Below are 17,190 nucleotides of genomic sequence, written 5' to 3' on the forward strand. Positions count from 1 at the left end.
GGGTCGGGGACTGTCACAGGCACCGCCTACCCTGGTGCCATGACCGCGCAGGACAGCCTTCACCGAAGCTACGAGATCCGCACGTTCGGCTGCCAGATGAATGTCCACGACAGCGAACGGATGGCGGGCCTGCTGGAGGACGCCGGCTATGTCCGGGCGCCCGAGGGCGCCGACGGAGCCGACGTCGTCGTGTTCAACACCTGCGCGGTGCGGGAGAACGCCGACAACCGGTTGTACGGCAACCTGGGCCAGCTCGCCCCCCGCAAGGCGGCCCGCCCCGGCATGCAGATCGCCGTGGGCGGCTGCCTGGCGCAGAAGGACCGCGACACCATCGTGCGGAAGGCGCCCTGGGTCGATGTCGTCTTCGGCACCCACAACGTCGGCAAGCTGCCCGTGCTGCTGGAGCGCGCCCGCGTCCAGGAGGAGGCGCAGGTCGAGATCGCCGAGTCGCTGGAGGCATTCCCCTCCACACTGCCGACGCGGCGCGAGAGCGCGTACGCGGCCTGGGTCTCGGTCTCCGTCGGGTGCAACAACACCTGCACCTTCTGCATCGTGCCGCAGCTGCGCGGCAAGGAGAAGGACCGCCGTCCCGGGGACATCCTCGCGGAGGTGGAGGCGCTGGTCGCGGAGGGCGTCAGCGAGATCACCCTGCTCGGTCAGAACGTCAACGCGTACGGCAGCGACATCGGCGACCGCCAGGCGTTCGGCAAGCTGCTGCGTGCCTGCGGCCGGATCGAGGGCCTGGAGCGGGTCCGCTTCACCTCGCCGCACCCCCGCGACTTCACGGACGACGTGATCGCGGCCATGGCCGAGACGCCGAACGTGATGCCCCAGCTGCACATGCCGCTGCAGTCCGGCTCGTCCCGGGTGCTCAAGGCGATGCGCCGGTCCTACCGGCAGGAGCGCTTCCTGGGCATCATCGAGAGCGTGCGCGCGGCGATGCCGGACGCCGCGATCTCCACCGACATCATCGTGGGCTTCCCCGGCGAGACCGAGGAGGACTTCCAGGAGACCCTGCACGTGGTGCGTGAGGCACGGTTCGCGCAGGCGTTCACCTTCCAGTACAGCAAGCGGCCCGGCACCCCGGCCGCCGAGATGCCCGGACAGCTGCCCAAGGCGGTCGTCCAGGAGCGTTACGAGCGGCTGGTGGCCCTGCAGGAGGAGATCTCCTGGGAGGAGAACAAGAAGCAGGTCGGCCGCACCGTGGAGGTGCTGGTCGCCGAGGGCGAGGGCCGTAAGGACGGCGCGACGCGGCGCCTCTCCGGGCGGGCGCCGGACAACCGGCTGGTGCACTTCGGGCGTCCCGAGCAGGCCGTGCGCCCGGGAGACGTCGCCACGGTCGGGATCAGTTACGCCGCGCCGCACCATCTGCTCGCGGAAGCGCCCGCGCACTCGGTGCGGCGCACCCGTGCCGGTGACGCCTGGGAGGCGCGCACCGCTGCCCCCGAGGACGGGCTGACGGGCGTCCTGCTCGGTCTGCCGACCGTAGGCGCTCCGCCGGAGCAGCCGGCCGCGACCGGGGGCTGCAGCGTCTGCTGAGCCGCACTGAGCCGCGCTGAGGCGGACGGGAAGCGAGGGACGCGGCGGATCCGAAGAATGTGACGGACAAGGGGGCGGGGATGGCGCGCTGGGGACTGCTTGTGCACAAGGACCTCGGGGGGAACGTGCCCGGGCTGGTCGAGGTCCTGGACGAGGTGGACGGGACGCGGGAGGAGGCGGAGGAGCGGATGCGCCATCACATCCGCTACTACAACCCGCGGCATCCCACGTCACCGAAGCGGAAGCGCCTCTACCGCACCGCGGACGGATGGCTGCTCGTCGGCGACGGAGCCTTCGGCAGGTCGTATCCGTACCACTTCCGGGTGTGTGAGCTGGAGTGGGACTCGGCCGCCAAGTAGCGGCCCGGCGCGGCCGTCCGCCGCTTCGTCTAAGCTGCGCGCCATGCTCGTCGCCGCCGCCGTATGCCCCTGCCCGCCGCTGCTGGTGCCCGAAGTCGCCGGGGGCGCCGCTCATGAGATGGACGACGCCCGCGCGGCCTGTTTCGACGCGATCGGCGTCCTCACGGCCGCGAGGGTGGACCGGCTGGTCGTCGTGGGCCCCGCCGACCAGCCGGGCCGTGGGCCGCATCCGCAGGGGGCTGGAGGTTCCTTCCGTGGTTTCGGCACCGATCTCCAGGTGACCCTCGGTCCGGGGCCTGCCAAAGGCCCGGCCGGTCCGGGCACGGGTGGCAGCCCGGCCCCTGGCGGCGGCGTACGCGAGCTGCCGCCGTCGCTGGCCGTGGGCGCCTGGCTGCTCGCGCGTACCGGCTGGAACTTTGCCCCCGTGGAGGGGCTGGGCGTGGGGGAGCTGCTGGCCCGCGAGCGGTGCGCCGCGACCGGGCGGGAGGTCGCCCAGAGCGCGCCCCGGGTGGCGCTGCTGGTCATGGGCGACGGCAGCGCATGCCGGACGCTGAAGGCTCCCGGTTACTTCGACGAGCGCGCAGCCGCCTTCGACGCCGCAGCGGGCACGGCACTCGGCGCGGCGGACCTCGCCGGGCTGCTCGCGCTGGACGAGGAACTGGCGTACGAGCTCAAGGCTGCGGGCCGTGCGTCCTGGCAGGTCCTCGCGGGCGCGGCGGAGGGTGCCGGGCTCAGCGGGCGGCTGCTCTACGACGCGGCCCCGTACGGCGTCGGCTACATGGTCGCGAGCTGGGCCTAGGTGTGTTGACCCGCTGGGTTGTTCACGCGGACTAGGGGGGCGTCGAAGTAGCTCCGTCCTCCCGGAGGGCAAAGCTGGCGGCGGCTGGGCGCGCTCTTCCTCCCAGGCAGGCGGGTCGGCCGCGTCAGAGGCGGCGGGGGCCGCGTCCGACGCGGCCGTAGCCCGCCCGGGCGCCTGGTTCAGGCGGCGTCGCCGCCGCCTGGGCCGCTGCGGTGCTCTCCGCTGCGGTGCTCTCCGCCGCGGTGCTCTCCGCCGTGCGACGCTCCGCCACCCGTTTCTCCGCCGCGGCGCTCGTCACGCGCGCGTTCCATGGCGCCCTTGGCCTTCCCGGTACCCTTCTGGATCTTGTCGGAGTGCTTGCCGCCGGTCTTGGCGTCCAACGTGTCCGACCCCTTGTCGACCCCCCGTTCGACCTTCTCGCCGTGCTGACCGAGCATGCCCTTGACCTTGTCCATGAAGCCCATGGCGGTCACCTTCCGTCGTGGCTGCTACTGCGGGCGCTTCGCTGGGTCTCCCGCTGTCCGCCGCTTCTCTCGTCAAGAAACCGGCAGGACATGGCAAATACGCCCATATCCACTTCTGACGATACCCGTGTGGGTGAATTTTCGCCGCCGCCCAGCAGTCCCGTACGCAACGTTCCAAGGGCGCGACGCCCCGTCGGAACCGTGAATTCACTCTCCGTGACGGGTGAGTCTCCGCCATAAATCCAGGTCGGCTCAGATGGCGGGGGAGGTTTGGGAGACTTGCGCCGTGAAAACCCCCACGCCCACCCCCCGGGTCATCGCAGTCGTCGGCCCCACCGCGGCCGGAAAGTCAGATCTGGGCGTCGCCCTCGCCCAGCAGCTGGGGGGTGAGGTCATCAACGCCGACTCCATGCAGCTCTATCAAGGCATGGACATCGGCACCGCGAAACTGTCGCCGGCCGAGCGGCGCGGCGTTCCGCACCACCTCCTGGATGTCTGGGACGTCACGGTCGCGGCCAGCGTCGCCGAGTACCAGCGGCTCGCCCGCGAGGAGATCGACCGGTTGCTCGCCCGTGACCGCACCCCGGTGCTCGTCGGGGGCTCCGGGCTCTATGTGCGCGGGGCCATCGACGTCATGGAATTCCCCGGTACGGACCCGGCGGTACGGACCCGGCTCGAGGGCGAACTGGCCGAGCGCGGCTCCGGGTGGCTGCACGGCCGTCTCGCGCACGCCGATCCGGCTGCCGCACACGCCATCCTGCCCAGCAACGGGCGGCGTGTCGTACGCGCCCTCGAGGTGATCGAGATCACCGGACGCCCGTTCACCGCGAACCTGCCCGGACACGAGTCGATGTACCCGACGTTGCAGATCGGTGTCGACGTCGGCCGCCCCGAACTGCACCGGCGGATCGCCGACCGTGTCGACGGAATGTGGGCGGCGGGCCTGGTCGATGAGGTGCGGGAGCTGGAGGCGGCGGGCCTGCGCGAGGGCCGTACGGCCTCGCGTGCGCTCGGCTATCAGCAGGTGCTCACGGCGCTCGCGGGCGACTGCACGGAGGATGAGGCGCGGGCCGAGACCATCCGGGCCACCAAGCGCTTCGCCCGCCGCCAGGACTCCTGGTTCCGCCGCGATCCGCGGGTGCACTGGCTCAGCGGCGCCGCCGCGGACCGGGCGGAACTCACGGACCGGGCGCTGACGTTGCTCGAACGAGCGGTCACAGCCTGATCACGTGATGGCATCGGGACGTCTTGGGCGTCCTGGGGTGCTGTCCGGCCGTGCCATCATCAACCTCGTTCGAGCCGAGTAGCCGGAGTTGGGAGGGTGGGTGGCGATGGAGGCCAGCCCTCGCGACAACGAAGAGTCCCGGGTCGACTACGTCCACGCCGCGGGCGACCTGGACGGCGTCGGCAGCCTCGACGGCGCGGACGGACCCGACGGCGAGCCGCCTGTGGAACCTCAGGAGCTGCGTCCCCAGCGGCGGCTGAGGTTGTGGCAGCTGGTGCCCATCGTGATTCTCGGGGCGCTGGGTTCGCTGATGTTCGCCTTTCCGCTGGCCTTCGAGCCGGGCGGCCGCTCGGGTGCGGTCGTCTCCATGCTCGGGCTGCTGATCTGCGGCTGTGCCGCGGGCTGGGGCGTGATGGCCGCCCGGCGGGTGGGCCACACCTGGCCCGGACTGCCGTCGCCCGGCACCGGGCAGCGCGCCGACTGGCGGGTGATCCTGCTCTACACGGTGGTCCTCGGCACCCTCGCCGTGCTGGCAGTCTGGCGCGTCGCCCGACTCAGCTGACGACCCCCGACTCCGCTGACGACCTGAGTCCGGCTCCGGCCGTTTGCGGCCGGAGCCGGTGGCTCCCGTACCATCGGTGGGGTGACCAGCGCGCATCCGGTGCCCTTCCTCAGGGGGCACGGCACCGAGAACGACTTTGTGATCCTCCCCGACCCGGAGGGCACGCTCCGGCTGTCCCCCGAGGCGGTGGCACGGCTGTGCGACCGCCACGCCGGGGTCGGTGCCGACGGGCTGCTGCGGGTCGTCCGGTCCGCCCGGCATCCGGAAGGCCGGAGCATGGCCGCCGAGGCCGAATGGTTCATGGACTACCGCAACAGCGATGGCAGCGTCGCCGAGATGTGCGGGAACGGGGTGCGCGTCTTCGCCCGCTATCTGGAACGCGCCGGGCTGGTGAAGCCGGGTGAGCTGACGGTGGCCACCCGTGCGGGTCTGCGGCGGGTGCGGCTGGCCGGAGAGCGCGCAGCCACCGGCTCTGACACATCTGACGGCCCCGCCGGAGGCATCGGCGGAGAGATCACCGTGGCCATGGGCCGGGCGGATCTCCCGGCGGGCGAGGTCACCGTCACCGTCGGTGAACGCCACTGGCCCGCGCGCCGGGTCAGCATGGGCAATCCGCACGCCGTCGCCTTCGTCGAGGACCTCGCGCATGCGGGGCGGCTCCTGGACGCGCCCTCCGTGGCGCCCGCCGCCGCCTACCCGGACGGGGCGAACGTCGAATTCGTCGTCGACCGCGGGCCGCGCCACGTCGCGTTCCGGGTCCACGAGCGAGGTTCGGGCGAGACCCGCTCGTGCGGTACGGGCGCCTGCGCCGTGATGGTCGCCGCCGCCCGGCGGGACGGCGCCGACCCCGTGGTCGACGGAGTCCCGGTCACCTACACCGTGGACGTGCTCGGTGGCAGGCTCTTGATCACGGAGGACACCGACGGGCGGATCGAGATGACCGGCCCCGCCGTCATCGTCGCGGAGGGTGTTCTGGACCCGGCCGCGCTGCCGCTCACGGTCGACTGAACCACCGGCGGCGGCTCGCTAAACATCCCTCGATTGGGTGATCCATCTCACGGTGGGCAAGAGCCGGTCGGCCGACCGCGGTGGGGTCGGTAGCATCGGAGTCCCGGGACCCGGGGTGTCCAGGAGCGGGAGGTGCCCATGGGTGCGGTGCGTAACCTTCGGAAGCTCAGTCGGGCCGCCCTGCTCCGGCCCGCGTCACGCGGCGCGCTGCCGGACGCCATCGAGCATGTCGCGCAGGCACACCGGGCCCACCACCCCGGCGCCGACCTGGACGCGCTGTGCCGCGCCTACCTCCTTGCCGAGTCCTCGCACCGAGGGCAGACGCGCAAGAGCGGCGAGCCGTACATCACTCATCCGCTCGCCGTCACGCTGATCCTGGCCCAGCTCGGCGCCGAGCACACCACGCTCACCGCGTCCCTCCTGCACGACACCGTCGAGGACACCGATGTCACCCTCGACCAGGTCCGATCGGAGTTCGGTACCGAGGTCTGCCACCTCGTCGACGGCGTCACCAAGCTGGAGAAGGTCGACTACGGCGCCGCCGCGGAGCCCGAGACCTTCCGCAAGATGCTCGTCGCCACCGGCAGCGACGTGCGGGTGATGTCCATCAAGCTCGCCGACCGGCTGCACAACATGCGCACCCTCAAGGTGATGCGCCCCGAGAAGCAGGCCCGGATCGCCCAGGTCACCCGCGACGTGCTCATCCCCCTGGCCGAGCGGCTGGGAGTGCAGGCGCTCAAGCGCGAGCTGGAGGACTTGGTCTTCGCCATCCTGCGGCCGGACGAGCATGCCCGCACCCAGCAGCTGATCCGCGAGCACACCACCCGTTCGGACCCGCTCACCCAGGTCGCCGCCTCGGTACGGGCGGTGCTGCGCGAGGCGGAGATCGACGCCCAGGTGCTCATCAGGCCACGGCACCTCGTCTCCGTGCACCGCCTCGGGCGCAAACGGGGCGATCTGGGGCCCTGTGACTTCGGCAGGCTGCTGATCCTGGTCGAGGAGGACGCCGACTGCTATGCGGCCCTCGGCGAACTGCACACCTGCTTTGTGCCGGTGATGTCCGAGTTCAAGGATTTCATCGCGGTGCCCAAGTTCAACCTCTACCAGTCGCTGCACACCGCTGTCGCCGACACCGGGGGCCGGGTCGCCGAGGTGCTGGTGCGCACCCAGCAGATGCACCACGTCGCCGAGGCCGGAGTGATCGCCCTGGGCGATCCGCACACCGCACCGGCAGGCGGTGCGGGGGAGGCCGCGACGGTCCCGGACGGCGAGCGGGCCGACCCCACCCGGCCCGGCTGGCTGTCCCGACTCCTGGAGTGGCAGAGCCACACCGCCGACTCCGACACCTTCTGGAGCGAGCTGCGTGACGAGCTGGCCGAGGACCACGAGATCACCGTGTACTGCACCGACGGCAGCCCCGGCGCCGACAGCGCCACCCTGCCCCTCCCTGCGGGCGCCAGCTGTGTGGACGCCGCCTACGCCCAGCACGGCGAGGCCGCCCACCGGTGCATCGGCGCTAGGGTGAACGGACGGCTGACGGCTCTGAGCACGGTCCTGCGCGACGCGGACACGGTGCAGCTATTCCTCGCCCCGGCGACGGCCGCCACCGCGTACGCACCCGCCCCCGAGTGGCTCGACCACGCCCGTACCCCCGCCGCCCGCATCGCCATCCGCAAGTGGCTCGCGGCACATCCGGCGGCCCCGTCCGCGGTGGGGACCTCCTCCGGCGGTCCGGAGAGCCCCGGCGGGGACGAAGCCGCTCCGCTCACCCCGGCGCCGCCTGCAACTCCCGGGCCGCCGTCCGTACCTCCCGTGCCCCGGGGCGCGGGCAGCGAGGCGGAGGAGAAGGTGGCGGACTCCCGCGTGACCCTGCTCGCGGAGGCGTTCGGCCGCCCCCAGCTGCTCGCCGACCTCACCGAGACCATCGCCGCCGAGGGCGCCGCCGTGGTCTCCGCCGACGTCGAACCGCCGAGGGAACAACGCGTTCGCCACACGTACACGCTGGAGCTTCCCGACCCGACCGGTCTGCCCGCGCTGATGCGCGCCATGCTCCGCGTGCCCGGCGTCTACGACGTCACCCGCGCCGCACACCATCTCTCGGCGAGCTGAACCCCACGCTTTCGCACCGCAAATCCGGATGACGCGCCGCGTCGGCCGTGCCACCATCTGTGGCGACGGCGAATCAGCACCCGCTTCGGGGGGAATCATCCCGTCGTATCAGGCGTTCGCCTGTAAGCAGCCACCTGTCTCTCTCGAGTAAGGATCCAATGACCTCCTCTTCTTCCCTTCCGTACAACGGCCAGCGCATCGCCGAGACGAACCGCCGAGCCGACGCCCTGATGGAAGAGGACGTTGCTTGGAGTGACGAGGCCGACGTTGCGCGGGACGGCGATCAGTACGACCGGTCCGACCGCGCGGCCCTGCGCAGGGTGGGCGGGCTCTCCACCGAGCTTCAGGACGTCACCGAGGTCGAGTACCGGCAGCTCCGCCTGGAGCGCGTGGTGCTCGTCGGTGTCTGGACCACGGGCACGGCGCAGGACGCGGACAACTCCCTCGCGGAGCTTGCCGCCCTCGCCGAGACGGCGGGCGCCGAGGTGCTCGACGGCGTCATCCAGCGCCGGGACAAGGCGGACCCGGCGACGTACATCGGTTCCGGCAAGGCGCGGGAGCTGCGGGACATCGTGCTGGAGTCCGGTGCCGACACCGTGATCTGCGACGGCGAGCTGAGCCCGGGCCAGCTGATCCATCTCGAGGATGTCGTCAAGGTCAAGGTGGTGGACCGCACCGCGCTGATCCTGGACATCTTCGCGCAGCACGCCAAGTCCCGTGAGGGCAAGGCCCAGGTGGCCCTCGCCCAGATGCAGTACATGCTGCCGAGGCTGCGAGGCTGGGGTCAGTCACTCTCCCGGCAGATGGGCGGCGGTGGTTCCGGCGCCGCGGGCGGTGGCGGGATGGCCACCCGCGGACCTGGCGAGACCAAGATCGAGACGGACCGGCGGCGTATCCGCGAGAAGATGGCGAAGATGCGCCGGGAGATCGCGGAGATGAAGACCAGCCGCGACATCCAGCGCCAGGACCGCAAGCGTCACAAGGTGCCCTCGGTCGCCATCGCCGGCTACACCAACGCGGGCAAGTCCTCGCTGCTCAACCGCCTCACCGACGCGGGCGTCCTGGTGGAGAACTCACTGTTCGCCACGCTCGACCCGACGGTGCGCAAGTCCGAGACGCCCAGCGGGCGGCTGTACACGCTGACGGACACCGTCGGCTTCGTGCGGCACCTCCCGCATCACCTCGTCGAGGCGTTCCGTTCCACCATGGAGGAGGTCGCCGACTCCGACCTCATCCTGCATGTGGTGGATGGCTCACACCCGGTGCCCGAGGAGCAGCTGGCCTCGGTGCGCGAGGTGATCCGTGACGTGGGCGCCTCCGACGTGACCGAGATCGTGGTGGTCAACAAGGCCGACGCCGCTGACCCGCTGGTGCTCCAGCGGCTGCTGCGGCAGGAGAAGCACGCGCTGGTGGTCTCCGCCCGTACCGGTCAGGGCATGGACGAGTTGCGGGCCCTGCTGGACGCGGAACTGCCGCGTCCCTCGGTCGAGCTGGAAGTGCTCGTGCCGTACACCCAGGGCGGGCTGGTCTCGCGCGCCCATGCCGAGGGCGAGGTGCTTTCCGAGGAGCACACCGGGGAAGGCACTCTGCTCAAGGCCCGGGTGCACGAGGAGCTGGCGGCGGAGCTGCGGGCTTTCGTACCCTCCGGGCAGTTCTGAGTCCGGTGGCGCACACGGCGGAGGCCCGCTTCCCGGAGCAGTCCGGGAGGCGGGCCTCCGCTCTTGTCCCGCGCCGTGTCGCGCGCGGGCAGTCGGCTTCCGTCAGCTCTTGCCCGCGTACTTCTTGCTGATCGCGTCGAAGACGCCCTTGGCCGCCGCACCGAGGTGCGGACCGGCCGCGTAGCTGACATCGGGCCGGTTTATCAGCGAGTTGACGGACACCAGCTGGGCCTTGCCGTCCTCCCTGGCCGCGAAGATCCCGCCGCCCGACATCCCGCCGGTCATGGTGCACCCGATGCGGTACATCGGCTCCTCGTTCGGATCCAGGGTGTAGCGTCCCGGCTTGTCCGTGCACTGGAACATCCGGGCGCCCTTGTACGGAGCCTCGGCGGGGTAGCCGTAGGAGCTCATGCCCGAGATGCGCTCGGCCGAGGGCGCGTTGAAGTTGACCTTCACCGCGGCGCCGACGCTCTCCTCCAGAGACTTGCCGGTCTTCTCGTTGCCGCGCACCTTCAGGACCGCGAAGTCCTGCTGCGCGCCCCCGCCACCGCTCTCGGCGCCGTTCTTCATCCAGTAGTCGGTTGTCTGGATCCACTCCACCCAGAACTGCCCGTACGGGTAGACCTGGTTCTGCTGCGCACCGTTGACCTGTGACGCGGACAGGCCGTTGTTGTTGTATGCGGGTACGAACATGATGTTGCGGAACCAGCCGCCGGTCTTGCCGGAGTGGATGCAGTGCCCGGCGGTGGCCACGAGGTTGGACTTCCCCGGGTTGCGGGGGTCCTCCACCACGGTGCCGGAGCAGACCATGGGCCCGTCCGGGGTCTCCATGAAGATCTTTCCGGCCGGTGCGGCGTTGCGTGTGTAGGGCGTCTCCACCTGCTTCGCCTTGACCTCGGCAGGTTCGCGGTCGGTGGAGCCCGCGGAGGTGCCGGCGCTGGCGGTGACCGTGTGGTCGTTGCCCTCCGCCTGCTCCATCCGTTCCGGCTTCCAGTGATCCGGGATGAGGGGGTTGGCGAAGTCGGCGGCGTCACGCAGCCATTCCTTCTGGTCCCAGTTCTTCCAGCCCCCGTCCTTCCACTTCTCCAGGTCCTGGAGCGAGGTGGGCAGGTCCTTTGGCAGTTCGTCCGGCAGGAGGTCCTCGGAAGGCGCTGCCTTGTCCGCCGAGGCGCTGGGCTTCGACTTCGCCGAGTCGTCCTTGTCGTCGGCGGAGTCGCCGCCCCCGCAGGCGGTGACCGTCAGGGCGAGCGCCGCTGTGCAGGCTGCTGCGGCGAACGCCGGGCGGCGACGCCGCCGTTCCGTGATGAATGACATGAGTCTGGCGCTCTCCTCGGGATCAGCTCAGGTCGCCGACGGCGTCGTAGACGCTCTTGGCTTCCTTGCCCAGCGCAGGCCCGGCGAGCCAGGTGGCGGTGACGGGACCTACCGAGGTGACCGAGAGCAGTTCCTTGCCGTCGTCACTGAACCAGCCGCCGCCGGAGGAGCCGCCGGTCATGGTGCAGCCGATGCGGTACATGGTGGGCTGAGCGGTGTCCAGGGAGAGCCGGCCCGGCTTGTCCTTGCAGGAGTACATCTTCTCGCCGGTGAACGGCGGTGCGGCCGGGTAGCCGTGTGCGGCCAGGGTGGGGATGTTCTTCACGCCGGGCGTCTGGAAGTTGGGCTTCACGGATTTTCCGACGGTCTCCTCGAGCGAGGTGGCGCCCTTGTCCTCCGGCTGCACCTTCAGGACCGCGAAGTCCTGCGGGGCGCCGCTGCCGCCCTGGGTGGCGCCGCTGTCGATCCAGTGGTCGGTGGTGCGGGCGTGCTTGGCCCACCACAGGCCGTGCGGGGCGACATCCTTCTTCGGCGCCTGCTCCAGCTGAGCGGCGGGCAGGCCCTTGCTGTTGAAGTGCGGCACGAAGACGACGTTACGGAACCAGCCGCCCTCCTTGCCCGCGTGCACGCAGTGCCCGGCGGTCGCGACGAGGTTCGACTTTCCGGGGTTCTCCGGGTCCTTGATGACTGTGCCGGAGCAGACCATGGACCCCTTCGGGGTCTCCATGAAGATCTTGCCCACCGGCGGGGCGTTGTCGGTGTACGGATTGGCGACGGCGGCCGCGTCCACCGGATCCGGGGTCGGGTCGGTGACGCCCTGGTCGATGTCGGAGTCGTCGACGTCGCGTTCGTTCTCCTCCGCGTCGTCCATCCGGTCCTGGTCCCAGTAGTCGTCGATGATCGGGTTGATGAAGTCCTGGGCCTCGCGCAGCCAGTCCTCCTTGTCCCAGTTCTTCCACCCCCCGTCCTTCCACTTGTCCAGGTCCTTGAGCGAGTCGGGGAGGTCCTTGGGCAGCTTGTCCGGCAGCCCCAGGTCTTCCTTGAGGTCGTCCTTGGGCTGTTGTGCCGCGCCATCACTCGGCTTGGCGTCCGCGTTTTCGTCCTCCGGGCCGCACGCGGTGGCCGTCACCGCCAGTGCGGCGACGGCCGCCACAGCGGCCAGGGCCCGCCGATGACGGCGCACAGAACTGCCTATGGATGACATGGAATGAACTCCCCCTGAGATGGATCAGCTTGCTTTGTTCTTGTTCTTGTCATGCACCTCGCCGGTGCGGGGCGGCCCCCACTATGCCCGGTGAGTTTGGGGACGGACGCGGCAGGGTGCGCGGTTCCCGAATCGCCCGGCGTCCGGCGGTGCGTACAGATGATCTTGAAAGAGAGCGTGATCAGCAGCTTCCCCCGTCGTTGGTACGCACGGGGGAAGCGGCTCGCCCGTCGGCGCGCCGAGTCGACAGCACAGGAGGCAGCAGCCGTGAACGCGCGCTCCGGATCCGAGGGGTATCCGTCCGACTGGGGGCTACCGGTCCGCAAACGCCCCGCTCGGCGCACCGAACCCACGGTTCCCCGCCAGCCGCTGCGCAGCGCCCCGGGCCAGGGGAACGCCAGCCTGGGGCAAGGGCACGTGGGCCCCGACGGCGGGTACTCGGGCTCCGACGGCGTGCTCCCGAGTACCGACGGCAGCTACCAGGGCGCCGACGGGACGGTGGTGCTCACCGCACGGCCGGATCCGCTGGAAGCGGCCGATACCGGAGCGGTCGCCGATGCCGCCGCCGTGGAGAACCTGCTGCGCTGCTGGGTCCGGGAGAACGACCTGCCGCCGCCCGAGGACGGAGCGCTGCGCATTCCGCTCACCGCCACGGGCACCACCCTGTGTGTACCGTTGCGCCACTGGTCGGCCACCGGCTGGCACCGGTTCGGCCCGCCGCTGCTGGACGGGGCCCCGTTGGACGCCGAACCGGTGGACGCCGTCACCCTGGCCGCGCTGATCGGCCGTGAGGCGGCCCATCGTGGCGGCGGCAACCGAGCCTCGGGGGAGGGCACGGCACTGGTGGGGCGCGTCGCCGACTCGGTGCGGCGTACCGCCGTGTTCCTGGCCGAACGCCGGGTCGCCCCGGGAAGTCCGCGGGACGGCGATCTCTTCCTGGACGCGGAGCAGGCGCTCCTGCTCGGGCATCCCGTCCACCCCACGCCCAAGAGCCGCGAGGGGCTGTCGGACCGGGAGGCGCAGGTCTTCTCGCCGGAGATGCGCGGCTCGTTCGCGCTGCACTGGCTGGCGGTCGACGCCTCCGTGCTGGCCACCGACTCCGCGTGGCACGAGCATGAGGCGGGGCAGGCACCGGAAGCGGGCGGCACCGTCGGGGCAGGCGGCGCGGAGCGTACGTCCCGCACCGCGGAGTCCGCCGTCCCGGCCGGGGTTCTCGCCGCGAGCCTGGCAGGCGAGGCCGTAGCCGAACGCCTCCCCGACGGCGCCGTACTGCTGCCCCTGCACCCCTGGCAGGCCCGCGAGCTGCGGTACGAGCCCCGGGTCGTCCGCATGCTGGAGGCGGGGCTGCTGCACGACCTCGGCCAGTGCGGAGACCGCTGGCACCCGACCTCCTCGGTGCGTACGGTGCACCGCCCCGGGGCCACCGCGATGCTGAAGCTCTCGCTGGGCCTGCGGATCACCAACTCCCGGCGGGAGAACCTCCGCAAGGAACTGCTACGGGGCGTCGAGGTGCACCGTCTGCTGCGCGGCGGCCTCGGTGCCCGGTGGCAGTCCGCCCACCCCGGCTTCGACATCGTCCGCGATCCGGCCTGGCTCGGGGTGGACCTGGACGGCGAGCCGCTGCCCGGTCTGGACACCGTGATCCGGCACAACCCTTTCGCCCCGCAGGACGACGCCGTTTGTGTGGCGTCGCTCGCCTCGCTACGTCCGTGGCCCGGTGCGCCGGGGCGCGAGCTGCGGTCACGGCTCAGTGATGTGGTGCGGCGGCTCGCGTGCGGCAGCGGTGAGCCGGTGGCCGCCGTGGCCGCCGAGTGGTTCCGGCGCTATCTCGACACCGTCGTGCGGCCCGTGCTCTGGCTGGACGCGCACGCCGGTATCGCCCTGGAGGCGCACCAGCAGAACACCCTGGTCCTCCTCGACCCCGACGGCTGGCCCTGCGGCGGGCGCTACCGGGACAACCAGGGCTACTACTTCCGGACGTCCCGCCGTGCCGAGATCGAGCGGCAACTGCCGGGGGCGGGTGTCGCCAGCGATTCGTACGTCGACGACGACGTCACCGACGAGCGGTTCGCGTACTACCTCGGCATCAACAACGTGCTCGGCCTCATCGGCGCCTTCGGCTCCCAGGGGCTCGCCGACGAACGGCTGCTGCTGAGCGCCCTCCGCGGCTTTCTGGACGGAGCCTCGCGGGGGAGCGGGCAGGAACCGGTGTCGCCGCTGCCCGCGCTGCTGCTGGATTCGCCCACCCTCCGCTGCAAGGCAAATCTGCTCACCCGGCTGCGGGGGATGGACGAACTCGTGGGGCCGGTCGACACCCAGTCCGTGTATGTGACCGTGACCAATCCGCTCAGCAGCTGACCAGCCATCCGGCCGGCTGTTCACCTGGCAGGAGGCGCCGATAAATGAAGCATCATCCACCGTCCGGGCCCCCGAAGGTGAGAGCCGCGTATTCCAGCAGCGCGGACACCGTGGACCTGCGGCTCGCCGGGGCGCTGGGCGCGACCGGCCCCGGCAGGCCCGCCGACCCCGGTACGGCGGGTACGTCCGGGCCGGATCTGCTCGACACCCCCGCGGAGTGGGCCGCGAGCAGGACCGCGGCCGGGGTGCTGCAACTCGTCCCGGTGCGGGTCGACCGGGACCTCCGCCTCATCCATGCCTGGATGAACGACCCGGCGGTGGATGCCTTCTGGGGTCTCTCCGGGCCCGAGGAGAACACGGCGCACCATCTCCGAGCCCAGGTCGAGGGGGACGGTCGCAGCGTCCCCTGCCTCGGCGTCCTGGACGGCACGCCGATGAGCTACTGGGAGATCTACCGCGCGGACCTCGACTCCCTCGCCCGGAACTACCCGGCGCGGCCGCATGACACCGGCGTGCATGTGCTGGTCGGCGCCGCCGGAGACCGTGGCCGCGGCCTCGGCAGCACGCTGCTGCGGGCAGTCGGCGATCTCATCCTCGAACACCGTTCCAGTTGCCTGCGGGTTCTGGCCGAGCCGGATCTGCGCAACACTCCGTCGGTGGCCGCGTTTCTCGCGGCGGGCTTCCGCTTCTCCGCCGAGGTGGACCTTCCGGAGAAGCGCGCGGCCCTGATGATCCGCGACCGCGCGCTGCGCCACCACCTCTGAGACCTCTGGACACGGACCTCTGACAAGGAGAACCCCGGTGCCCGCACACCCCACCGCCCTGCGCCGGCCCACCGGCCTCGAGCAGGAGAACTGGGCCCTTGCCGCCCGGCGGCTGCTCGTCAAGATGCTCACGGAGTTCGCCTATGAGGAGATCATCCGCCCCGAGCCCGAGAGTCCGGGGCGCTACCGGCTCCGCGTCGGGCCCGACCTGACCTTCCGCTTCCGCGCCCGCCGGGGCGCGTACGGCCACTGGCGGATCGACCCCGGGTCACTCACCCCGGAAAGCGACCCGTTCCACTTCCTGGCCCGCGCGCACGAGGTGCTGCTCGGGCTCAGCGGTGACACGACGGGGCATCTGATCCGTGAGCTGACCGCGACCCTTGTCGCCGACACCCGGATGGCAGACGGAGCGCTCAGCGCGGCCGCACTCGCCGATCTCGACTACGCCGATCTCGAAGGCCACCAGGTGGGCCACCCCTGGCTGGTGGCCAACAAGGGACGGCTCGGCTTCTCCGACGCCGACGCCGAGCACTGGGCCCCTGAGGCCAGGCGGCGTCACCGGCTCCCCTGGATCGCCGTACACCGGGAGCTGGCCGCCTACCGGGGCGTCCCCGCCCTCGCCACGCCCGCTCAGCTGTACGCACGTGAGCTGGACACAGCCGTCCAGAAACGATTCGCCGACCTCCTGCGCGCCCGCGGTCTGCGGCCGGAGGATCATCTGCTGCTGCCGGTCCATCCGTGGCAGTGGGAGGAGACGGTGGCGCCGCTGTTCGCGGCCGAGATCGCACGGGGGACGATCGTGCCGCTGGACGCCGACGACGAACTGCGGCTGCCCCAGCAGTCGATCCGCACCTTCCTCAACCTCAGCCATCCGGAGCGGCACACCGTCAAACTGCCGCTCTCCATCCTCAACACCCTGGTCTGGCGTGGGCTGCCCACCGACCGGACCCTGGCGGCGCCCGCCGTCACCTCCTGGGTGCAGGGGGTGCGCGACGCCGACCCGTTCCTGCGCGACGAGTGCCGGGTGATCCTGCTCGGGGAGGTCGCCTCCGTCACCGTCCCGCATCGCGACTACGACGCGCTGCCGCAGGTGCCCTACCAGTACCGAGAACTGCTGGGCTGCATCTGGCGGGAGCCGCTGACGGCCTACCTGGAGGGCGGTGAGCGGGCCCGCACGCTCGCTGCGCTCCTGCACACCGACCCGGACGGCCGCTCCTTCGCCGCCGAGCTGGTGGCACGGTCCGGGCTGGACGCCGCGGTCTGGTTACGCCGCCTCTTCGCGGCCCTGCTGCCGCCGCTGCTGCGCTTCCTCTACCGCTACGGCACCGTCTTCTCACCGCACGGGGAGAACGCCATCGTGGTCTTCGACGCCGACGAGGTGCCGGTGCGCCTGGCGGTCAAGGACTTCGTCGACGACATGAACATCAGTGCGCTCCCGCTGCCCGAGCACGCGGGGATGCCCGAGGAGGTACGGGGGGTGCTGCTCGCCGAGGAGCCGGAGTTCCTCACCCAGTTCATCCACTCCGGGCTCTTCATCGGCGTCTTCCGCTATCTGGCACCACTGTGCGAGGAGCAGCTGGACGTCCCCGAGGGGGAGTTCTGGGCCCTCGTACGGGCCGAGCTCGGCCGCCACCAGGACCGCTTCCCGGAGCTGAAGGAACGATTCAGGACCTTCGATCTCCAGCTGCCGCGCATCGCCCGTCTCTGCCTCAACCGGAACCGGCTGCATCTGGACGGCTACCGGGACCGGGCGCAGCGCCCGCACGCCGCGGTGCACGGGAGCGTGCCCAACCCTCTGCACGGCCCGTGAGTCCGTGATGTCGGTGC

The 17,190-nt window shown here is 71.2% G+C and carries 14 protein-coding genes; 11 read left to right on the top strand and 3 right to left on the bottom strand.

The genetic code is table 11. The annotated features are described in order from the left end of the window. Positions 1-39: 39 nt before the first annotated feature. From miaB to LHJ74_RS11850, 3 genes are all read left to right on the top strand, one after another. A complete protein-coding gene (miaB, locus tag LHJ74_RS11840; protein ID WP_260217916.1) occupies positions 40-1,539 on the top strand; it encodes a tRNA (N6-isopentenyl adenosine(37)-C2)-methylthiotransferase MiaB in 1,500 nt (499 codons plus the stop codon). 80 nt (positions 1,540-1,619) lie between these two features. After that, positions 1,620-1,898 carry a hypothetical protein gene (locus tag LHJ74_RS11845; protein ID WP_260217917.1) on the top strand — a complete coding sequence of 93 codons (279 nt, stop codon included), beginning with the start codon at positions 1,620-1,622 and terminating at the stop codon, positions 1,896-1,898. 43 nt (positions 1,899-1,941) lie between these two features. Further along, positions 1,942-2,697 carry a class III extradiol dioxygenase subunit B-like domain-containing protein gene (locus LHJ74_RS11850; RefSeq protein ID WP_260217918.1) on the top strand — a complete coding sequence of 252 codons (756 nt, stop codon included), beginning with the start codon at positions 1,942-1,944 and terminating at the stop codon, positions 2,695-2,697. A gap of 179 nt (positions 2,698-2,876) precedes the next feature. Here LHJ74_RS11850 and LHJ74_RS11855 read toward each other — a convergent pair whose 3' ends face one another. Then, entirely contained in the window at positions 2,877-3,161 is a 285-nt protein-coding gene (locus LHJ74_RS11855; RefSeq protein ID WP_260217919.1) for an antitoxin, read from the bottom strand. A 256-nt stretch (positions 3,162-3,417) separates the two neighbouring features. On the opposite strand from LHJ74_RS11855, the gene miaA reads away from it, so the two are divergent. From miaA to hflX, 5 genes are all read left to right on the top strand, one after another. Further along, the gene (miaA, locus tag LHJ74_RS11860) at positions 3,418-4,386 is read left to right on the top strand and encodes a tRNA (adenosine(37)-N6)-dimethylallyltransferase MiaA (protein ID WP_260217920.1); all 969 of its coding nucleotides are present in this window, start codon (positions 3,418-3,420) and stop codon (positions 4,384-4,386) included. Between the two features lie 106 nt (positions 4,387-4,492). After that, positions 4,493-4,948 (top strand): hypothetical protein, encoded by a 456-nt coding sequence (locus LHJ74_RS11865; protein WP_260217921.1) that lies wholly within the window; start codon positions 4,493-4,495, stop codon positions 4,946-4,948. 81 nt (positions 4,949-5,029) lie between these two features. Next, positions 5,030-5,956 (top strand): diaminopimelate epimerase, encoded by a 927-nt coding sequence (gene dapF, locus LHJ74_RS11870; protein ID WP_260217922.1) that lies wholly within the window; start codon positions 5,030-5,032, stop codon positions 5,954-5,956. Positions 5,957-6,094: 138 nt separating this feature from the next. Next, positions 6,095-8,065 (top strand): RelA/SpoT family protein, encoded by a 1,971-nt coding sequence (locus tag LHJ74_RS11875; RefSeq protein WP_260217923.1) that lies wholly within the window; start codon positions 6,095-6,097, stop codon positions 8,063-8,065. 158 nt (positions 8,066-8,223) lie between these two features. After that, positions 8,224-9,723, top strand: a complete 1,500-nt coding sequence (gene hflX, locus LHJ74_RS11880; RefSeq protein ID WP_260217924.1) for a GTPase HflX — start codon at positions 8,224-8,226, stop codon at positions 9,721-9,723. A 102-nt stretch (positions 9,724-9,825) separates the two neighbouring features. On the opposite strand, the gene LHJ74_RS11885 is transcribed toward hflX, so the two are convergent. Beyond that, positions 9,826-11,037, bottom strand: a complete 1,212-nt coding sequence (locus LHJ74_RS11885; protein ID WP_260217925.1) for a trypsin-like serine peptidase — start codon at positions 11,035-11,037, stop codon at positions 9,826-9,828. 22 nt (positions 11,038-11,059) lie between these two features. Next, positions 11,060-12,241 (bottom strand): trypsin-like serine peptidase, encoded by a 1,182-nt coding sequence (locus LHJ74_RS11890; RefSeq protein WP_260217926.1) that lies wholly within the window; start codon positions 12,239-12,241, stop codon positions 11,060-11,062. A gap of 159 nt (positions 12,242-12,400) precedes the next feature. Between LHJ74_RS11890 and LHJ74_RS11895 the strand changes: the two genes are divergently transcribed. From LHJ74_RS11895 to LHJ74_RS11905, 3 genes are read left to right on the top strand one after another with little or no spacing between them, the layout of a single operon-like run. Continuing rightward, complete coding sequence (locus LHJ74_RS11895) at positions 12,401-14,599, top strand: IucA/IucC family protein (protein WP_260217927.1); 2,199 nt, start codon at positions 12,401-12,403, stop codon at positions 14,597-14,599. Positions 14,600-14,643: 44 nt separating this feature from the next. Continuing rightward, positions 14,644-15,363 (top strand): GNAT family N-acetyltransferase, encoded by a 720-nt coding sequence (locus tag LHJ74_RS11900; RefSeq protein ID WP_260217928.1) that lies wholly within the window; start codon positions 14,644-14,646, stop codon positions 15,361-15,363. 37 nt (positions 15,364-15,400) lie between these two features. Next, positions 15,401-17,173: an IucA/IucC family protein gene (locus LHJ74_RS11905; RefSeq protein WP_375546728.1), complete on the top strand. Its 1,773-nt coding sequence runs from the start codon at positions 15,401-15,403 to the stop codon at positions 17,171-17,173. Positions 17,174-17,190: the final 17 nt, after the last annotated feature.

The organism is Streptomyces gossypii (genome assembly GCF_025165795.1).
Classification (GTDB): Bacteria; Actinomycetota; Actinomycetes; order Streptomycetales; family Streptomycetaceae; genus Streptomyces; species Streptomyces gossypii.